At 75.1% G+C, this 14,119-nt stretch carries 19 protein-coding genes; 10 read left to right on the forward strand and 9 right to left on the reverse strand.

Features of this window, described 5'->3' with window-relative positions:
* Positions 1-2: 2 nt before the first annotated feature.
* The 9 genes from gvpJ to ku all read left to right on the forward strand — a co-directional run bounded on the left by gvpJ (position 3) and on the right by ku (position 4,549).
* Positions 3-434 (forward strand): gas vesicle protein GvpJ, encoded by a 432-nt coding sequence (gene gvpJ, locus ABD990_RS16705; RefSeq protein WP_345381449.1) that lies wholly within the window; start codon positions 3-5, stop codon positions 432-434.
* A complete protein-coding gene (locus ABD990_RS16710; protein ID WP_345381450.1) occupies positions 431-1,162 on the forward strand; it encodes a GvpL/GvpF family gas vesicle protein in 732 nt (243 codons plus the stop codon). Before gvpJ ends, ABD990_RS16710 begins: the two co-directional genes overlap by 4 nt.
* A gap of 6 nt (positions 1,163-1,168) precedes the next feature.
* On the forward strand, positions 1,169-1,399 hold the full coding sequence (locus ABD990_RS16715) for a gas vesicle protein GvpG (protein WP_345381451.1): 231 nt from the start codon (positions 1,169-1,171) through the stop codon (positions 1,397-1,399).
* 12 nt (positions 1,400-1,411) lie between these two features.
* Positions 1,412-1,867, forward strand: a complete 456-nt coding sequence (gene gvpO / locus ABD990_RS16720) for a gas vesicle protein GvpO (protein WP_345381452.1) — start codon at positions 1,412-1,414, stop codon at positions 1,865-1,867.
* Positions 1,864-2,298: a gas vesicle protein gene (locus ABD990_RS16725; RefSeq protein ID WP_345381453.1), complete on the forward strand. Its 435-nt coding sequence runs from the start codon at positions 1,864-1,866 to the stop codon at positions 2,296-2,298. The genes gvpO and ABD990_RS16725 overlap by 4 nt, the downstream gene beginning before the upstream one ends.
* The gene (locus ABD990_RS16730; RefSeq protein WP_345381454.1) at positions 2,295-3,041 is read left to right on the forward strand and encodes a GvpL/GvpF family gas vesicle protein; all 747 of its coding nucleotides are present in this window, start codon (positions 2,295-2,297) and stop codon (positions 3,039-3,041) included. Before ABD990_RS16725 ends, ABD990_RS16730 begins: the two co-directional genes overlap by 4 nt.
* The gene (locus tag ABD990_RS16735; RefSeq protein ID WP_345381455.1) at positions 3,038-3,304 is read left to right on the forward strand and encodes a gas vesicle protein; all 267 of its coding nucleotides are present in this window, start codon (positions 3,038-3,040) and stop codon (positions 3,302-3,304) included. The genes ABD990_RS16730 and ABD990_RS16735 overlap by 4 nt, the downstream gene beginning before the upstream one ends.
* A complete protein-coding gene (locus ABD990_RS16740; RefSeq protein WP_345381456.1) occupies positions 3,297-3,593 on the forward strand; it encodes a gas vesicle protein K in 297 nt (98 codons plus the stop codon). Before ABD990_RS16735 ends, ABD990_RS16740 begins: the two co-directional genes overlap by 8 nt.
* Positions 3,594-3,673: 80 nt before the next feature.
* Complete coding sequence (gene ku / locus ABD990_RS16745) at positions 3,674-4,549, forward strand: non-homologous end joining protein Ku (RefSeq protein WP_425569614.1); 876 nt, start codon at positions 3,674-3,676, stop codon at positions 4,547-4,549.
* 22 nt (positions 4,550-4,571) lie between these two features.
* Here ku and ABD990_RS16750 read toward each other — a convergent pair whose 3' ends face one another.
* On the reverse strand, positions 4,572-5,645 hold the full coding sequence (locus ABD990_RS16750) for a carboxylate-amine ligase (protein ID WP_345381457.1): 1,074 nt from the start codon (positions 5,643-5,645) through the stop codon (positions 4,572-4,574).
* A gap of 84 nt (positions 5,646-5,729) precedes the next feature.
* A complete protein-coding gene (locus ABD990_RS16755; RefSeq protein ID WP_345381458.1) occupies positions 5,730-6,221 on the reverse strand; it encodes a DUF3040 domain-containing protein in 492 nt (163 codons plus the stop codon).
* Positions 6,222-6,336: 115 nt separating this feature from the next.
* Here ABD990_RS16755 and ABD990_RS16760 point away from each other — a divergent pair, with 115 nt between their 5' ends.
* The gene (locus ABD990_RS16760; RefSeq protein ID WP_345381459.1) at positions 6,337-7,344 is read left to right on the forward strand and encodes a TIGR03557 family F420-dependent LLM class oxidoreductase; all 1,008 of its coding nucleotides are present in this window, start codon (positions 6,337-6,339) and stop codon (positions 7,342-7,344) included.
* Here the strand turns inward: ABD990_RS16760 and ABD990_RS16765 are convergent.
* The 7 genes from ABD990_RS16765 to ABD990_RS16795 form a co-directional block, all read right to left on the reverse strand.
* The gene (locus ABD990_RS16765) at positions 7,322-8,068 is read right to left on the reverse strand and encodes an HAD family hydrolase (protein WP_345381460.1); all 747 of its coding nucleotides are present in this window, start codon (positions 8,066-8,068) and stop codon (positions 7,322-7,324) included. The two genes, ABD990_RS16760 and ABD990_RS16765, sit on opposite strands and share 23 nt — an antisense overlap.
* Positions 8,069-8,106: 38 nt before the next feature.
* Positions 8,107-9,114, reverse strand: coding sequence for a non-homologous end-joining DNA ligase (gene ligD, locus ABD990_RS16770; protein WP_425569615.1), 1,008 nt, complete (start codon positions 9,112-9,114; stop codon positions 8,107-8,109).
* A gap of 63 nt (positions 9,115-9,177) precedes the next feature.
* Positions 9,178-11,013: a phosphatidylglycerol lysyltransferase domain-containing protein gene (locus ABD990_RS16775; RefSeq protein ID WP_345381461.1), complete on the reverse strand. Its 1,836-nt coding sequence runs from the start codon at positions 11,011-11,013 to the stop codon at positions 9,178-9,180.
* A gap of 50 nt (positions 11,014-11,063) precedes the next feature.
* Positions 11,064-11,954 (reverse strand): DMT family transporter, encoded by an 891-nt coding sequence (locus ABD990_RS16780; protein WP_345381462.1) that lies wholly within the window; start codon positions 11,952-11,954, stop codon positions 11,064-11,066.
* The gene (locus ABD990_RS16785) at positions 11,948-12,991 is read right to left on the reverse strand and encodes an LLM class flavin-dependent oxidoreductase (RefSeq protein WP_345381463.1); all 1,044 of its coding nucleotides are present in this window, start codon (positions 12,989-12,991) and stop codon (positions 11,948-11,950) included. The genes ABD990_RS16780 and ABD990_RS16785 overlap by 7 nt, the downstream gene beginning before the upstream one ends.
* A 105-nt stretch (positions 12,992-13,096) precedes the next feature.
* Positions 13,097-13,753 (reverse strand): DUF1990 family protein, encoded by a 657-nt coding sequence (locus tag ABD990_RS16790; protein ID WP_345381464.1) that lies wholly within the window; start codon positions 13,751-13,753, stop codon positions 13,097-13,099.
* A 47-nt stretch (positions 13,754-13,800) separates the two neighbouring features.
* Positions 13,801-14,022: a hypothetical protein gene (locus ABD990_RS16795; RefSeq protein WP_345381465.1), complete on the reverse strand. Its 222-nt coding sequence runs from the start codon at positions 14,020-14,022 to the stop codon at positions 13,801-13,803.
* Positions 14,023-14,119: the final 97 nt, after the last annotated feature.

Here is a 14,119-nt window from a genome sequence, read left to right on the forward strand (position 1 = left end):
CGATGACGGTGGCGACGCAGACGGGTGGGGGCCACGTGCAGCGCGGCGGCGGAGGCTCGAGCGGCCTCGCCGACGTCGTCGAGCTGATCCTCGACAAGGGCCTGGTCATCGACGTGTTCGTGCGGGTGTCGCTGGTGGGGATCGAGATCCTCACGATCGACGCGCGCGTGGTGGTGGCGAGCGTGGACACGTTCCTGCGCTTCGCCGAGGCCACCAACCGGCTCGACCTGTACGGGAAGGGCAAGGGCGGCAAGGACCTCACCGAGCTCACCCAGGGCGTGATGGAGGGCGGCGCCAAGGGCAAGACCACGGGCGTGATCGACGCCGCCGTCGACAAGGTGGAGGAGCTCCTGGGCGGCAACAACCGCGAGGAGGAGCGGGAGGAGGCGCCGCGTCGGCGGCGGCCGCAGCGGACGCGGGAGCGTGAGGCGTGAGCGCGACGTACGTCTACGGGTTGGTCCGGTCCGACGCCGAGCTGCCCGACGACCTCGTGGGGCTGGGCCCCTCGGGGACGGTCACCACGGTCGTGCACGACAAGGTCGCCGCCATCGTGGGCGACGTGCCGCTCGACCGCCCGCTGGGCACCCGGGACGACCTGGTCGCCCACGAGGCCGTGGTGGACTCGGTGGCCGCGCGTACGACCGTGCTCCCGATGCGGTTCCCGGCCGTGATCGAGGAGGAGGGCGTGGTCGGCGAGCTCCTCGCGCCCCACCACGACCGGTTCGTCCGGGCGCTGGACCAGCTCGAGGGCACCGTGCAGTACACGCTCAAGGGCCGCTACGAGCAGGACGTCCTGCTCCGCGAGATCGTGGAGGAGGACTCGGGGGTGCGCGAGCTGCAGGAGCGCATCCGCGGGGTGCCCGAGGAGGCGGCCTACTACGACCGCGTCAAGCTCGGCGAGCTGATCGTCAAGGCGCTCGAGGAGCGCCGCGACGTCGACGCCAAGGACATCGTCGACCGGATCGGCCCGTTCGCCGAGGCGGTCTCGACCACCACCCCGACCCAGCCCGAGGACGTCGTGAACGCGGCGTTCCTGGTCCGGCGGGACGGCGCGGAGGAGTTCGAGAAGGCCGTCGAGGAGCTGGGCGCGGACACCGGCGAGTGGCTCCACCTGCGGCTGCTCGGCCCGCTCGCGCCCTACGACTTCGTCCCGGAGGAGTGAGCGCGGATGGGAATCGTGTCAGGTCTGCTCGGGCTGCCGGTGGCCCCCGTGCGCGGGGTCCTGTGGCTGGCCCAGCAGATCCAGGACCAGGCCGAGCAGCAGTACTACGATCCCGCGCGGATCCGCGCCGAACTGGAGTGGGTCGACGAGGCGCGGCGGACCGGCGAGCTCTCCGAGGAGGAGTGCGCCGAGCGTGAGAACGAGCTGTTGCAGCGGCTGATGGTGCGCCGCGCCTGACCGGCGGGACGGATGACGGAACAACACGAGGACACCGGACGCGAGCGCCCCGCTCGCCGCACCGCCGCCCGTAGGGGCGAGCCGGCCGGCGAGCGGGAGGGCTCGCACGACGGGGAGCACAACGGGAGCGCGCGCTCCGACGCCGCGCGCAACGGCACCGCGCGCAACGGCACCGCGCCCCCGCGGAAGCGGGGGCGCGCCCGCGGCGCGCTGCCGGCCCACGCGGCCCGGCGGGCGGCCGAGGAGATCGTCGCACTCACCGGGCGCGAGCTGGAGTCGGTGGTGTCGATCGAGCGACGGGACGAGGGCTGGATGATCGGCGTCGAGGTCGTCGAGACCCGCCGGATCCCGGACTCGGCCGACATCCTGGCCGTCTTCGAGGTGGAGGTCGACGAGCACGGCGATCTCCTCGGCTACAAGAGGACCGGCCGGCACAGCCGTGGGCAGCTGCACAGAGGAGGACGATGACGACCGGAGGTCTTCCGGTACCGGGACGCTCGGCGCGTCCGCCCGAGCACCGCGTGGAGTCGACGAACCTCGCCGACATCCTGGAGCGCGTGCTCGACAAGGGCATCGTGATCGCCGGCGACATCCGGGTGAACCTGCTCGACATCGAGCTGCTCACCATCAAGATCAGGTTGCTCGTCGCCTCGGTCGACAAGGCCCGCGAGATGGGCATCGACTGGTGGGAGCACGACCCGACGCTCAGCTCCGGCCAGCGCGACCTGAACGAGGAGAACCGCCGCCTGCGCCAGCGCATCGGCGACCTCGAGGCCGCCCGCAACCGGGAGCTCGGGAACGGGTCGGGAGCGGGCGCCGCCCCGGAGCAGGAGCCGGAACCCGAGCCGACCCGGACCCGGACCGCACGGGCCCGGGAGGAGCAGGGGGAGCGGGAGTGAGCCTGGTCTGGCTGTACGCGGTGCGGCTCGGCGGCGCCGAGGCCCCGGCCGGGCCGGGCGTCGACGGCGAGGCACCCCGGCTCGTCGCCGAGGGCCCGCTCGTCGCCGTGGTCGGCACCGTGCGCGAGGAGGAGTTCGACGAGGCGGCGCTGGCCCGCGCGATGGAGGACCTGGGCCGCATCGAGCGGCTCGCCCGCGCGCACCACGGCGTGATCGTGGAGGCGGCGGCGGAGCTGCCCACCGCGCCGCTGCGGCTGGCCACCGTCTACCGGGACGACGAGGCCGTCGCGCGGATGCTGCGCGAGCGCGCGGCCGAGTTCGGGGCCGTGCTCGACCGGGTCCGCGACCGCCGGGAGTGGGGGGTCAAGGTCTACGTCGACGCGAAGCCCGAGGCGCCCGCCGAGGAGCCCGAGCCGTCCGGGAAGCCCGGGACGGCGTACCTGCTGCGCCGGCGCGCCGACCGGGACCGGGGCGCCCGGGCCCGCGAGCGCGCCCGCGCGGTCGCCGACCGGATCGACGAGACGCTGGCGCAGGTCGCCGCGGCCGCGTACCGGATGAAGCCGCAGGACGCCCGGCTCAGCGGCCGCGAGCAGGAGATGGTGCTCAACGCGACGTACCTGGTGGACGTGGCGGGCGAGGAGGAGTTCCGCGCGGCGCTGTCGGGAGTCGAGGCGGAGGGCGCGACGGTCGAGCTCACGGGTCCGTGGCCGCCCTTCTCCTTCGCCACGCTGGGGGAGTCGTGACGCTGGCCCACCCGGACGACGAGCTGAGCCTCGTCGACCTGCTCGACCGGCTGCTCGCCGGGGGCGTGATGCTGACCGGGGACATCACGATCTCGCTGGCGGACGTCGACCTCGTGCACGTCTCGCTGCGGGCACTGATCAGCTCCGTCGCGAAGCTGAACGAGGGCCACGACCCGGCGCTGCCGGACGGGGCGCTCGCGCAGGCCGAGCTCACCGGGTTCGACGTCACGGAGGTCGACGTCACGGGGGCGCCTCGTGCCTGAGCTGCCCCGCCGCGTCGAGGCCCAGCCGGACACGGTCGGCCGCGACCTCGGGCGGCTCGTGCTCACGATCGTCGAGCTGCTCCGCCAGCTCATGGAACGGCAGGCGCTGCGCCGGGTCGACGCCGGCGACCTGCCGGAGGAGAAGATCGAGCAGCTCGGCCTGGGGCTGATGCGGCTCGAGGAGGCGATGGTCGAGCTGCGCGAGCACTTCGGGCTGGAACCGGGCGACCTGAACATCGACCTGGGCCCGCTCGGCAACCTGCTGGGCCCGGAGGCCGGGACCCGGTAGGCAGGAGGGGGACGACTGCCGGGGTGCGGTCGCGGGTACCCGACCGGCGCCCGGGGACCGGGACGGACGAGGGAGGCGGCGTGGCACGCGCGATCTGGACGGGCTCGATCACCTTCGGGCTGGTGTCGATCCCGGTGGGGCTGTTCACCGCGACGGACGACCACACGATCCACTTCCACCAGTTCCAGCGGGGCACCTCGGACCGCATCCGCAACCAGCGCGTCAACGAGCGCACGGGCGAGGAGGTCGACTACGGCGACGTCGTCAAGGGCGCCGAGGTGGGGGACGGCGAGTACGTCGTGGTCGAGCAGGAGGAGCTGGACCAGATCGCGCCCGGCCGCTCCCGCACCCTCGACATCACGGACTTCGTCGACCTCGCCGACATCGACCCGGTGTACTACCAGCGCACGTACTGGCTGGCCCCGACGGGCGACGAGTACCGCAAGCCCTATGCGCTGCTGCGCGAGGCGATGACTCGGGGCGGGAAGGCCGCGATCGGGACGTTCGTGATGCGCGGCAAGGAGTACCTGGCGGCGGTGCGGGCCGACGGCGACGTCCTGGCCCTGCACACCCTGCACTTCGCCGACGAGGTCCGGGACGCGTCGGACCTGGAGAACGTCCCCACACGGCGGACGAAGCCGGGGGAGAAGGAACTGAAGATGGCCACGCAGCTCATCGAGTCGATGAGCGGGCCGTGGAAGCCCGAGCAGTACCGCGACACCTACCGGGACCGCGTCGAGCAGCTGATCGAGGACAAGAAGCAGGGCCGGGAGATCGTCACCGAGTCCGAGCCGCCGGAGCCCACCGAGATGAACGCGCTGCTGGAGGCCCTGCAGCGCAGCGTCGAGGAGGCCCGGGGCAAGAAGTCCGGCGGCGGGAGGTCCGGCGGGGGTAAGTCGAGCGGGAAGTCGGGCGGCGGGAAGTCCTCCTCGGGCTCGCGCCGCAAGGCCTCCTGACGGTCCGGGCGCGGGCTCCCGCTCAGTCCCGCGCCGCCAGCGCGTCCTGCACCACGGAGCGCAGGTCGCCGCCCTCCTCGAAGGCCCGGCGCTGGTGGGTCGCGCCCGGCCGGCGCGCGGCCAGGGCCTGCCAGAGCTCCCGGACCGTGTCGAGGTCGCCGGCGTCCCGCAGGGCCGGTCCGACGTGGTCGATCAGCGCGCGCACGACGTCCGCCGCCGGGGCCGGGCGCCAGGTGTGCGGGTGCAGCAGCTCCGCGTCCGGCCCCGAGCGGCTCGCCCGCCACGCGGCCAGCCGCAGGACCTCGACCCGCACCGCGTCGGCCGGCACCCCGTCGGCCCACTCGCGCGCCGCCGTCTCGACCAGAGCGCGGGTCAGGGCGGCCACGAGGACGGCGTCGACCGGCTCGCGGCACACGTCCGCGACCCGGACCTCGAGCGTGGGGTGGTGGGCGGAGAGGCGGGCGTCGAAGTAGAACATGCCCTCGTCGAGCAGGGTGTCCGTGCCGAGCAGGGTCTCGGTGAGCTCGCGGTACGCGGCGGCCGAGCCGTAGGGACCGGTCGGTCCCGCCGAGGGCCAGCGGCCCCAGACCTGGGTGCGGAAGCCCGCGTAGCCGGTGTCCGTGCCGTCCCAGAAGGGCGAGTTGACCGACAGCGCGAGCAGCACCGCGAGCCACGGCCGGATCCGGTCGAGCGCGCCGACGGCCTCGTCCGCCGAGTCCACGGCGACGTGCACGTGGCAGGCGCAGGTCAGCTGCTCGAGCCCGGTGCGGCCGAAGCGTTCGACCATCGCCCGGTAGCGGGCGTCGGAGGAGACGTGCGGGTCCGCGGGGACCGGCGGCGTGCCGAGCGCCACCGCCTCCACGCCCGCGGCGCGGGCCGCCCGCTCGGCCTCGCCGCGCCGGGTGCGGATCTCGCCGAGCAGGTCGCCGAGGTCGCGGCAGGGGTCGGTCGCGGTCTCCACCTGCTGGGCCTGCAGCTCGCCGGTGAGCTCACCCGCGGCACGGCGCAGCACGGTGGACCCGACGGCGCGGGGCTCGCCCGAGTCCGGGTCGACCAGCAGGAACTCCTCCTCGACGCCCATCGTCCGCACCGCCACGGGAGCAGTATCGCCGAGGGCCGGGATCCGCTCCGGGGGAGGGCGGGCCCGCTCGCGGGTCCCCGTCCGACCCCGACCGGGGCCCTAGCCGCCGCACGCGCGGCCGCACGGGCCGCCGTGCCCCGGGCGGCGGCGCAGGCAGCGCCACCACAGCCCGCCCACGGTGCCCATCGCCGCCCCGATCAGGGCGTACCCCGGCCGTCCGGCCAGGAGGCCGACGACCAGCCCGAGCACGGCCAGCACGGTGAGTACGAGGATCCCGGTGATCTCGGGGCCGGGTGCCGACAGATCCGCGTCGTCGTCCTCCTCCCCGGTCCCGCCGTCGCCGTCCCGGCGGTCGGTGCGGTCCCCGGCGGGGTCGCCGAGGGCGTCCCCGGCCGCCGGGGCCGGTGCGCCCGCCGCGAGCAACGGGTCGGGGACGGGAGCCGCGGGGGTCGGGCGCCCGGGGCTCGGCTCGACCGGGCCGGGCACCTCCCGGGGGTCGGCCGTGAGCTGCCGGGCGAGCCGGGGGTCCTCGCGTTCGAGGACTCTGCCGATCGCCGCGAGGGCAGCCCGCTCCTTGCTGCTGAGCACCATGCGCTCCTCTCCTCCGGATCGCGGCCCGACTACCCCGGTCCGGCGGGTCGAACCCCTGCCCGCCACCCGGATCGGGGCGACGGGTCGGCGGGGCGCGGCGGGGTATCCGGCCGTTATGACCTCCTTCGGCTACACCTTGATGACCGAGCAGCGCGGGCCCCGTGACCTCGTCGCCGACGCCGTCGCGGCCGAGCGGGCCGGGTTCGACTTCGAGGTGATGAGCGACCACTACTTCCCGTGGCTCGACGAGATGGGCCACGCCCCGTACGCCTGGAGCGTCCTCGGCGCCGTCGCCACCGCGACCGAACGGGTCGGCCTGATGACCTACGTGACCTGCCCGATCATGCGGTACCACCCCGCCGTCGTGGCGCAGAAGGCGGCGACGGTCGCGCTGCTGTCGTCCGGCCGGTTCACCCTCGGGCTGGGGTCCGGCGAGAACCTCAACGAGCACGTCGTGGGGCGGGGATGGCCCACGGCCGACGTGCGTCAGGAGATGCTCGACGAGGCCGTCGCGATCATCCGCGAGCTGCTCGCCGGCGGCTACGTGACCTACGAGGGGAAGCACTACCGGGTCGACTCGGCCAAGCTGTGGGACCGCCCGGAGGACGGCGTCCCGCTGGCGCTGGCGGTGTCCGGTGCGCAGTCGGTGAACCGGTACGCCCCGGTCGCCGACGCCATGGTGGCCGTCGAGCCGCTGCCCGACCTGGTGGAGGGCTGGGACCGGGCGGCGGGCGCCGACCTGCCGAAGATCGGCCAGCAGCCGATCAGCTGGGGCCCGGACACCGACGCCGCCGTCGAGCGTGCGCACTCGCTGTTCCGCTGGTTCGCCGGCGGCTGGAAGGTCAACGCCGAGCTGCCCGGCACCGCCGGGTTCGCCGCGGCCACCCAGTTCGTACGCAAGGAGGACGTGGCCTCGGCGATCGCCTGCGGGCCGGACGTCTCGGCGCACGTCGAGGCCGTGCGCCCGTTCGTCGAGGCCGGGTTCACACACGTCGCGCTGGTCGAGGTCGGCGGCGAGATGCAGCCGGACTTCCTCGAGTTCGCGCGCACCGAGCTGCTGCCGGCGCTGCGCGAGGAGTACGGCGAGGCGAAGGCCCCCGCTATCGCCGGGCGAGCGCGCTGACGAGGTGGTCACGGAGCTCCGGGACGGACTCGAACACCTCCCGCGCTCCCGCCTCCCGCAGCTCCTCGACCGAGAAGCCACCGGTCCGGATCGCGTAGCCCGCGCACCCGGCCCGGCCGGCGGCCTCGAAGTCCCACACCGAGTCGCCGACGACGAGCCCGCTGCGCCCCTCGACCTTGCCCATCGCCACCCCGATCAGGTCCGGCTCGGGCTTGGTCGACTCGACGTCCTCGCTGCTCGTCCAGGCGTGCGCGAGCTCCCGTCCGCCGAAGCGGTCGAGGTAGGCGTCGACGTGGTTCGGCTTCCCCGAGCTCGCCAGCACGACCTTGAGCCCGGCGTCGCGCAGCGCGGTGAGCAGCTCGCGGACCCCCTCGAACGGTTGGATCTCGGCGAGCAGCGGTTCGAACTCCTCGGCCCACGCCTCCCGCGCCGCGTCGCCGTGCTCCTCCTCGAACCGCTCCCCGGCGACGGCGGGGACCAGCTGGTCGCCGCCCATCCCGATCGCGCGGTGCAGCCGCCACACCGGCAGCGTCACGTCGAACCGCCTGAAGGCCCGGAACCAGGCCAGCGCGTGGTGGTAGTTGGTGTCGACCAGCGTGCCGTCGACGTCCAGGACGGCCGTGTCGAGCGCCGAGAAGTCCGGCGGCCCCGCCTGCGAGGTCCGGTCCGCCGTCCCGTCCGCCGTCTCGTCCACCGTTCCGTCCACCGTGGTCTCCGAAGCCATGGGTGCCGGGTACCCGGCGGGCGTGCCCTGACGCGCGGTCAGGAGCGAGGCTCCTCACGAACCACGTCGCGGGGATCCTTGTCGTCCCGCAGGCCGAGGTAGCGGGGATGCCGTAGGCGGGCGTCGCGCGTCCACTCGGTGAACCCGAGCTGGGCGACGAGCTCGGGGCGCAGCCAGTGCGCGCCCTTCTCCCGGACGGCGTCGGCGAAGGGGGACCGGTCGGCCGCGAGCCCGTCGAAGCGTGCCCGCAGGTCGTGCAGCACGTGCCCGTCGAAGCCGGTGCCCACCTTGCCCGCGTAGCGCAGCCCGTCGCCGTCGTACACCCCGACGAGGAGCGCGCCGAAGCCCTGCCGCGAACCCGTCGGGTCCGTCCAGCCGCCGACCACGAACTCCTGCTCGCGCACGCACTTGAACTTCAGCCAGTCCTCGGAGCGCTTCCCCGGCAGGTAGCGGGCGTCCGCCCGTTTCGCGATCAGCCCCTCCCAGCCGCGCGCGCACGCCTCGGCGAGGTAGGCCTCGCCGTCCGTGTTGCGGTGGGCGGAGAAGCGGATCGGGTCGGTGAAGTCCACCGCCGCGCGCAGCAGCCGCTTGCGGGTGCGCAGGGGCAGGCCGGTGACGTCGCGGCCGGACACCACCATCACGTCGAACAGGTAGCCGAACACCTCCACGCCGGTGGCACGGGCCCGGTCGGGGTCGTGGAGCCCGAGCCGCGCCTGGAGCGTCGAGAAGCTGGTCTGCGGGCCGTCGAAGGCCACGATCTCCCCGTCGGCGACGAGAGCCGGGCCGCGTCCCAGCGCCTCTGCGATCTCCGGGTAGGTGCCGGTCATCGGCTTCTCCGAGCGCGACCAGAGCGTGGTGCCGGCGTCGTCCCGGACGATCACCGCCCGCACGCCGTCGAGCTTGCGCTCGTAGATCCACCCCGGGTCGGAGAAGTGGTCGGCGGTCAGCGTGGCGAGCATCGGGTGCACGAACCCCGCCGCCGCGGGCCGCAGCCCCGCCCGCTCCTCCGCGTCGAGCAGGTCGAGCGGGTCCCCGGTGTCGGCCATCGTCGATGCCTACCCCATCCGGCGGCGGCGCGCACCGCTCCGGCGGCGGACCGTCCGTGCCGGTCAGCGGCGCAGCAGGCGCAGCAGCGCCGGCGGGCGGCCGCCGAAGCCCTCCGCCTCGAGCATCGCCAGCAGCACCCGCGGCAGGTCCCGCACCGCCGGGAACAGCAGGAAGCGGGGCACCCAGCGCGGGCGGAACTTGGCGTTGAACCGGTAGAGGCTCTCGATCTGCCACCACCGCGAGGCGACGTGCAGGATCCGCGCCCACAGCCGCGCGACCGGGCCCGCCCCGAGCCGCTGCCCCCGCTCGAGGGCCCCGCGGAACACCGCGAAGTTCAGCGACACCCGGGCGATGCCGTGCCCACCGGCCCACCGCAGGACGTCGACGACGAGCTTCTCGGTGAGCCCGGTGTCCGCCGTCGGGTCGCGGCGCATGAGGTCGAGGGAGAGCCCGTCGCGGCCCCACGGGACGAGCTGCAGCAGCGCCGCCGGGACCCCGTCGCGGTGCGCGACGGCCAGGACCGCCTCGCCGTCCGTGCCGTCGGCGGTGCGGGAGAGGGCCATGGAGAAGCCGCGCTCCTCGGCGTCGCCGCGCCAGCTGCGGGCCAGCTGCGCGAGCTCGGCCCGCTCGGTCGGCTCGATCTCGCGGACCCGGCGGACGTCGACCGCGACGCCCGCCCGCTCCGCGCGGGCGACGGTCTGCCGCACACCCCGCATCGCGCGGCCCTCCAGCGTGAACGTCGCGGTGTCGAGGACGGCCTCGTCGCCGAACTCCAGGACCGAGAACCCGGCCCGGGCCCACGCCGTCGCCCCCTCCTCGGAGCAGGCGAGCACGGCCGGGACCCAGGCGTGCGCGACCGCCCGGTCGAGGAAGGCCGCGATCGCCGCGCCCCACTCGCCCTGCTCGCCGAGCGGGTCCCCGGAGGCCAGGGCGACCCCGGCGAGCACCCGGTAGGACACCGCGGCCCCGCCGCTCGGCGCGTAGACGACGGTGCGGTCGCGGCGCAGCGCGAAGTAGTCGAGCGAGTCCGGGTCCGGGCGGCGGGCGAGCATGCCGCGCAGCCGCGCCTCGTCGCCGGGCTCGAGGCGGGACTCGGGCTCGGGGGAGCGCAGCAGGAAGTACCCGGCACCCAGCACCGCGAGCACGCCGAAGGTGAGGCCGACGGTCGCGGTGAGGTCGTCGAGCCACACGCCATGCGCGGTGAACCCGACCGGGCCGGACACCCCGACCAGCGAGAGCAGTGCCTGGAGCAGCTGGTCCGTCGCCGCGGCGCCCGGCGCGAGGCGGTGCGGGTTGAGCGCGAGGAACAGCCACACCACCGCCACGCCGGCCACCGCGAACTGCACGAGCACGCGGGCCGCCCGGGTGACGCCGCCGGGATCGGAGCGCGCGGGGAAGGACCGGCGGGTCACGACGAGCAGGGCCAGCAGCAGCGCGGTGACGACGGCGGCCTCCGCGCCGTGCCCGTGCGCCGGACCGATCACCCGCCCGAGGTTGACCGCGGTGAGCGCCGCGGTGATCATCACGGCGAGCGCCCACGCCCGCCGTTTGCGGCGGCGCAGCCCCGCGGCGAGCAGCAGCATCCCGACGCCCGCGACCACCGTGACCACGACCTGCCCGACCCCGACGATCTCCGGCAGGCCCACCGAGGCCCGGAACGGCTCGCCCAGCATCCGGCGCGGCCCGGCCAGCAGGCCGCCGGCGAGCGCGAGGATCCCGACCAGCCGCGTGGACCACACCACCAGCCGGACCGCGGTCGCCCCGGCCAGGGCGCGGGCGGGCACCCGCGGCAGGGCGCGGCTCACCGCCGGACGGGTCGCGGGACGGGTCGCGGGACGGGTCAACGTGCCCGCCCCGGCGTGCGGGACGCGCTCGGCGCCGGTGCCATGGGGTGGCACGATACGACCTCCCGGTCGCCGCGGCCGCGTGCGCTCCCGGTCCGGGTCCGTCAGTCGCGGGAGTTCGCGGACACCGGGACCGCGTCGGTCGGCCCCGAGGACTGCACGACGGGCCGACGCGCGGACAGCAGGGCGACGCCGACGGCCGTCACGACCATCCCGAGGACGCCGACGGCGAGGGTGAGCGGCGTGGTGCCGAACGGCTCGCCGAGCACCAGCACGCCCACCGCCCCCGCCGTGACCGGGTCGAGGATCGTGAGCACCGCGAGCGGGGCGCCCAGGCCGCCGCCGCGGTAGGCGTGCTGCGCGAGCGCGGTCCCGATCAGCGCGGCCGCCGCGGTCACGGCGAACCGGCCGGGCGTGAGGTGGCCGAGCAGCAGGGTCTTGGTCGTCGCGGAGGCGGCGCCGAAGCACAGCGCGGCGCCCACGGCGTAGCACACGGCGGCCCCGCGCGGCCCGCGCCGGCCCAGCAGCAGCCCGCCCGCGGCCGCGGCCGCGACCACCAGCGCGAGCACACCGACGACCGGCCAGAACCCGAGGCCGCCGCCCGGTGCGGAGTGCGGCCCGTGCGGGCCGTGGTGCGGCACCGCGGAGAGCACGGCGGGCAGCCCGAGGACCACGCACAGCAGCCCGGCCCACGAGCGCGGCCTGATCCGCGTGCGGTTCACCCGCGACCCGAGCACGAGGGCGATCGCCAGGCAGGACACCCCGAGCGGCTGCACCACGACGAGCGGCCCGGCGGCCAGCGCGGCGACGTGCAGCCCCGCTCCGGTCAGCGTGGCGGCCACGGCCGCCCACCAGAGCCGGCGCCGCACCAGCCGGGTCATCAGGCCGAGGCCGGCCGCCGACTGCCGGGACGCCTCGCGCTCCTGGAGCACCGCCGACACCGCGTAGAACACCGCCGAGGCGACGGCGAGCAGGATCGCGAGGGGGATCAGCACTCCCGCGACTGTACGGAAGGACGGCCGAGCGCAGGCCCCAGCCGCGTCGCGATGTCGGTCAGGATCTGGACGTAGTCCTCCTGCGCGAAGCTGAACGGCAGCGCGAACACCACCTCCCGGACCGCCAGGAACCCCGGGTGCGCGTACAGCCGCGCGGCGATCTCCTCGGACGGTCCGACGAGGTCGGGGGAGAACAGCATCCCGGCCGGGCCCTGCGGGGCCCCCGTCCGCGGCAGCCTGGCCGCCGCGTAGGCCTCGTACTTCGCGCGCTGCCCGGGCGTCGCGGAGTCGGTCGGCACCACGACGAGCCCCTGGGAGACGCGGGCGGCGGCCCCGGCCGGGTGCGCGGCCCGGAAGGCGTCGATGTGGGAGCGCTGGATCGTGGCGAAGTCCGTGCCCCCGGCGGCGCCGTCCTCGGCCCGGACCACGCTGCTTGTCAGGAAGTTCATCCCGTGCTCGCCCGCGCGCCGGGCCGAGCCGATGCTCGCGGCGCCGTACCACATCCGCCCGCGCAGCCCCGGGGAGTGCGGCTGCACCCGGTCGGAGAACACCTCGATGCCCCGTGTTCCCGAGAAGGGGCTCGCGGGCTCCCCGGCGACCAGCCGCAGCAGCCGGGTCACCCGGTCGGGCCCGAAGTCCTCCCGGTCCCCGGTGTCGGGGTAGAGCGCCTCCCTGACGTCGTCGAAGTGCATCGGCGGCCCGACGCTCACGCCGGGGTTGAGCCGCCCGCCGGACAGGACGTCCACCGTCGCGAGGTCCTCGGCCAGCCGCAGCGGGTTCTCCCAGCCCAGCGGGATCACCGCGGTGCCCAGCTCGATCCGGCGGGTGCGCTGCGAGGCCGCGGCGAGCACCGCGACGGGCGAGGAGATGCCGAACTGCAGGTGCCGGTGCCGGACCCACGCACTGTCGAACCCGAGCTCCTCGCCCAGCTCGATCATGCGCAGGGTGGTCTCGTGGCCGGCGGCGGGATCCGCCTCGTCGAACGAGCCGATGGTGAGGAAGCCCAGCTTCTCCAGCGGTTCCGACGGTGCGGGCATGCGGGCTCCAGGCGGCGGGGATCAGGGCGGGACGGGCGAACGGCGTCCGTGACGATCACGGACGCCGCCATCATGCCCCGGCCCGGCCGTGGGCCGAGGGGGACCTCAGGGGCACACCCCGGGCCGGACGAGGTCGAGCGCGAACCGGTCCCGCCACCGCTCCGGCCGCTCCCGGGGCACGATGACCAGGCCGACCTTGGGCTCGTCGTCCCCCGGTGGGTTCGCGTCGATCAGCTCTCGCACGCGCTGTCCCACCCGCCGGTAGAACTCCAGCTGCGTCGTGCGCCCGAACAGCGCCCACCCGAGTCGGAGGATCGGGTTGGGCACCGGGGCCCGGCGCGAGTAGGCGTGGATCCAGAAGGTGACGCGCCCGGTCTCCGGGTCCTTGGCGACCTCGTAGCTCAGCCGGCCCTGCTCGAGGTGCCCGCACAGCGTCTGGTAGGTCCAGCCCCACACGCGCTGGCCGTCCCGGACCGTGTCGTAGGCGTCCGTCACCCGGACCGGCATGAGGAAGCGGAGGAACAGGAACCGGCCCTCCAGCACCATGTCCCGGCCGAGCAACGGGTCGTCGCGACGGTAGATGCCCCGGAGCAGGCGGTCGTCCGTGAACTCGTAGTTGCGCACGATCCGGCAGGCGCGCTCGAAGGGGCCGTCGGGCTCGGGCGGACCGGGGGCCTCGACGCCGAGCTCGGCGTAGCCGGAGTCGACGTGCCAGTGCGGGTCGTGCGTGGTGGTGGGCGCCTCGTCCTCGGAGTAGTTCACCTCGAGGCCGGCGAGGTGGCTGACCTCCGCCTCGAGCGCCGCGCGGTTCAGCGGGACTCCTCGCGTCGCACGGACTCGCTGATCAGCCAGAACGTCGGCGGCCAGAGCCCGACGAACAGGGCGCGCCGCTCGGCGTTGCCCCGTTCCTCCTGGTCCAGGGTCTTCGCCCGCATCCACAGCCCGATGCAGAGCGCGATGCAGCCCAGCGACACGCTCTGCAGGTGGATCGCGCGTACGCCCGCGCGCCGGAGGATCGTCCCGATGGTCACGGGGCATGGGTTCCCGATCGTCGGGTACTCACACCCGGTGCTCCGTTCCCCTGCGCGAGGTTGGCGTGCGCGACGCGAGCCGGTCACGGGCACGCGC

The sequence above is a fragment of the Pseudonocardia yuanmonensis genome, from assembly GCF_039542425.1.
In the GTDB taxonomy this organism is placed as follows: Bacteria; Actinomycetota; Actinomycetes; order Mycobacteriales; family Pseudonocardiaceae; genus Pseudonocardia; species Pseudonocardia yuanmonensis.

Excerpts from the sequence above, each read along its gene's own strand:
- ABD990_RS16715 (WP_345381451.1), top strand. The coding sequence starts at position 1,169 with ATGGGAATCGTGTCAGGTCTGCTCGGGCTGCCGGTGGCCCCCGTGCGC.
- gvpO (WP_345381452.1), top strand. The coding sequence starts at position 1,412 with ATGACGGAACAACACGAGGACACCGGACGCGAGCGCCCCGCTCGCCGC.
- ABD990_RS16765 (WP_345381460.1), bottom strand. The coding sequence starts at position 8,068 with ATGGCTTCGGAGACCACGGTGGACGGAACGGTGGACGAGACGGCGGAC.
- ABD990_RS16725 (WP_345381453.1), top strand. The coding sequence starts at position 1,864 with ATGACGACCGGAGGTCTTCCGGTACCGGGACGCTCGGCGCGTCCGCCC.
- ligD (WP_425569615.1), bottom strand. The coding sequence starts at position 9,114 with ATGGCCGACACCGGGGACCCGCTCGACCTGCTCGACGCGGAGGAGCGG.
- ABD990_RS16755 (WP_345381458.1), bottom strand. The coding sequence starts at position 6,221 with ATGGTGCTCAGCAGCAAGGAGCGGGCTGCCCTCGCGGCGATCGGCAGA.
- gvpJ (WP_345381449.1), top strand. The coding sequence starts at position 3 with ATGACGGTGGCGACGCAGACGGGTGGGGGCCACGTGCAGCGCGGCGGC.
- ABD990_RS16785 (WP_345381463.1), bottom strand. The coding sequence starts at position 12,991 with ATGCCCGCACCGTCGGAACCGCTGGAGAAGCTGGGCTTCCTCACCATC.
- ABD990_RS16760 (WP_345381459.1), top strand. The coding sequence starts at position 6,337 with ATGACCTCCTTCGGCTACACCTTGATGACCGAGCAGCGCGGGCCCCGT.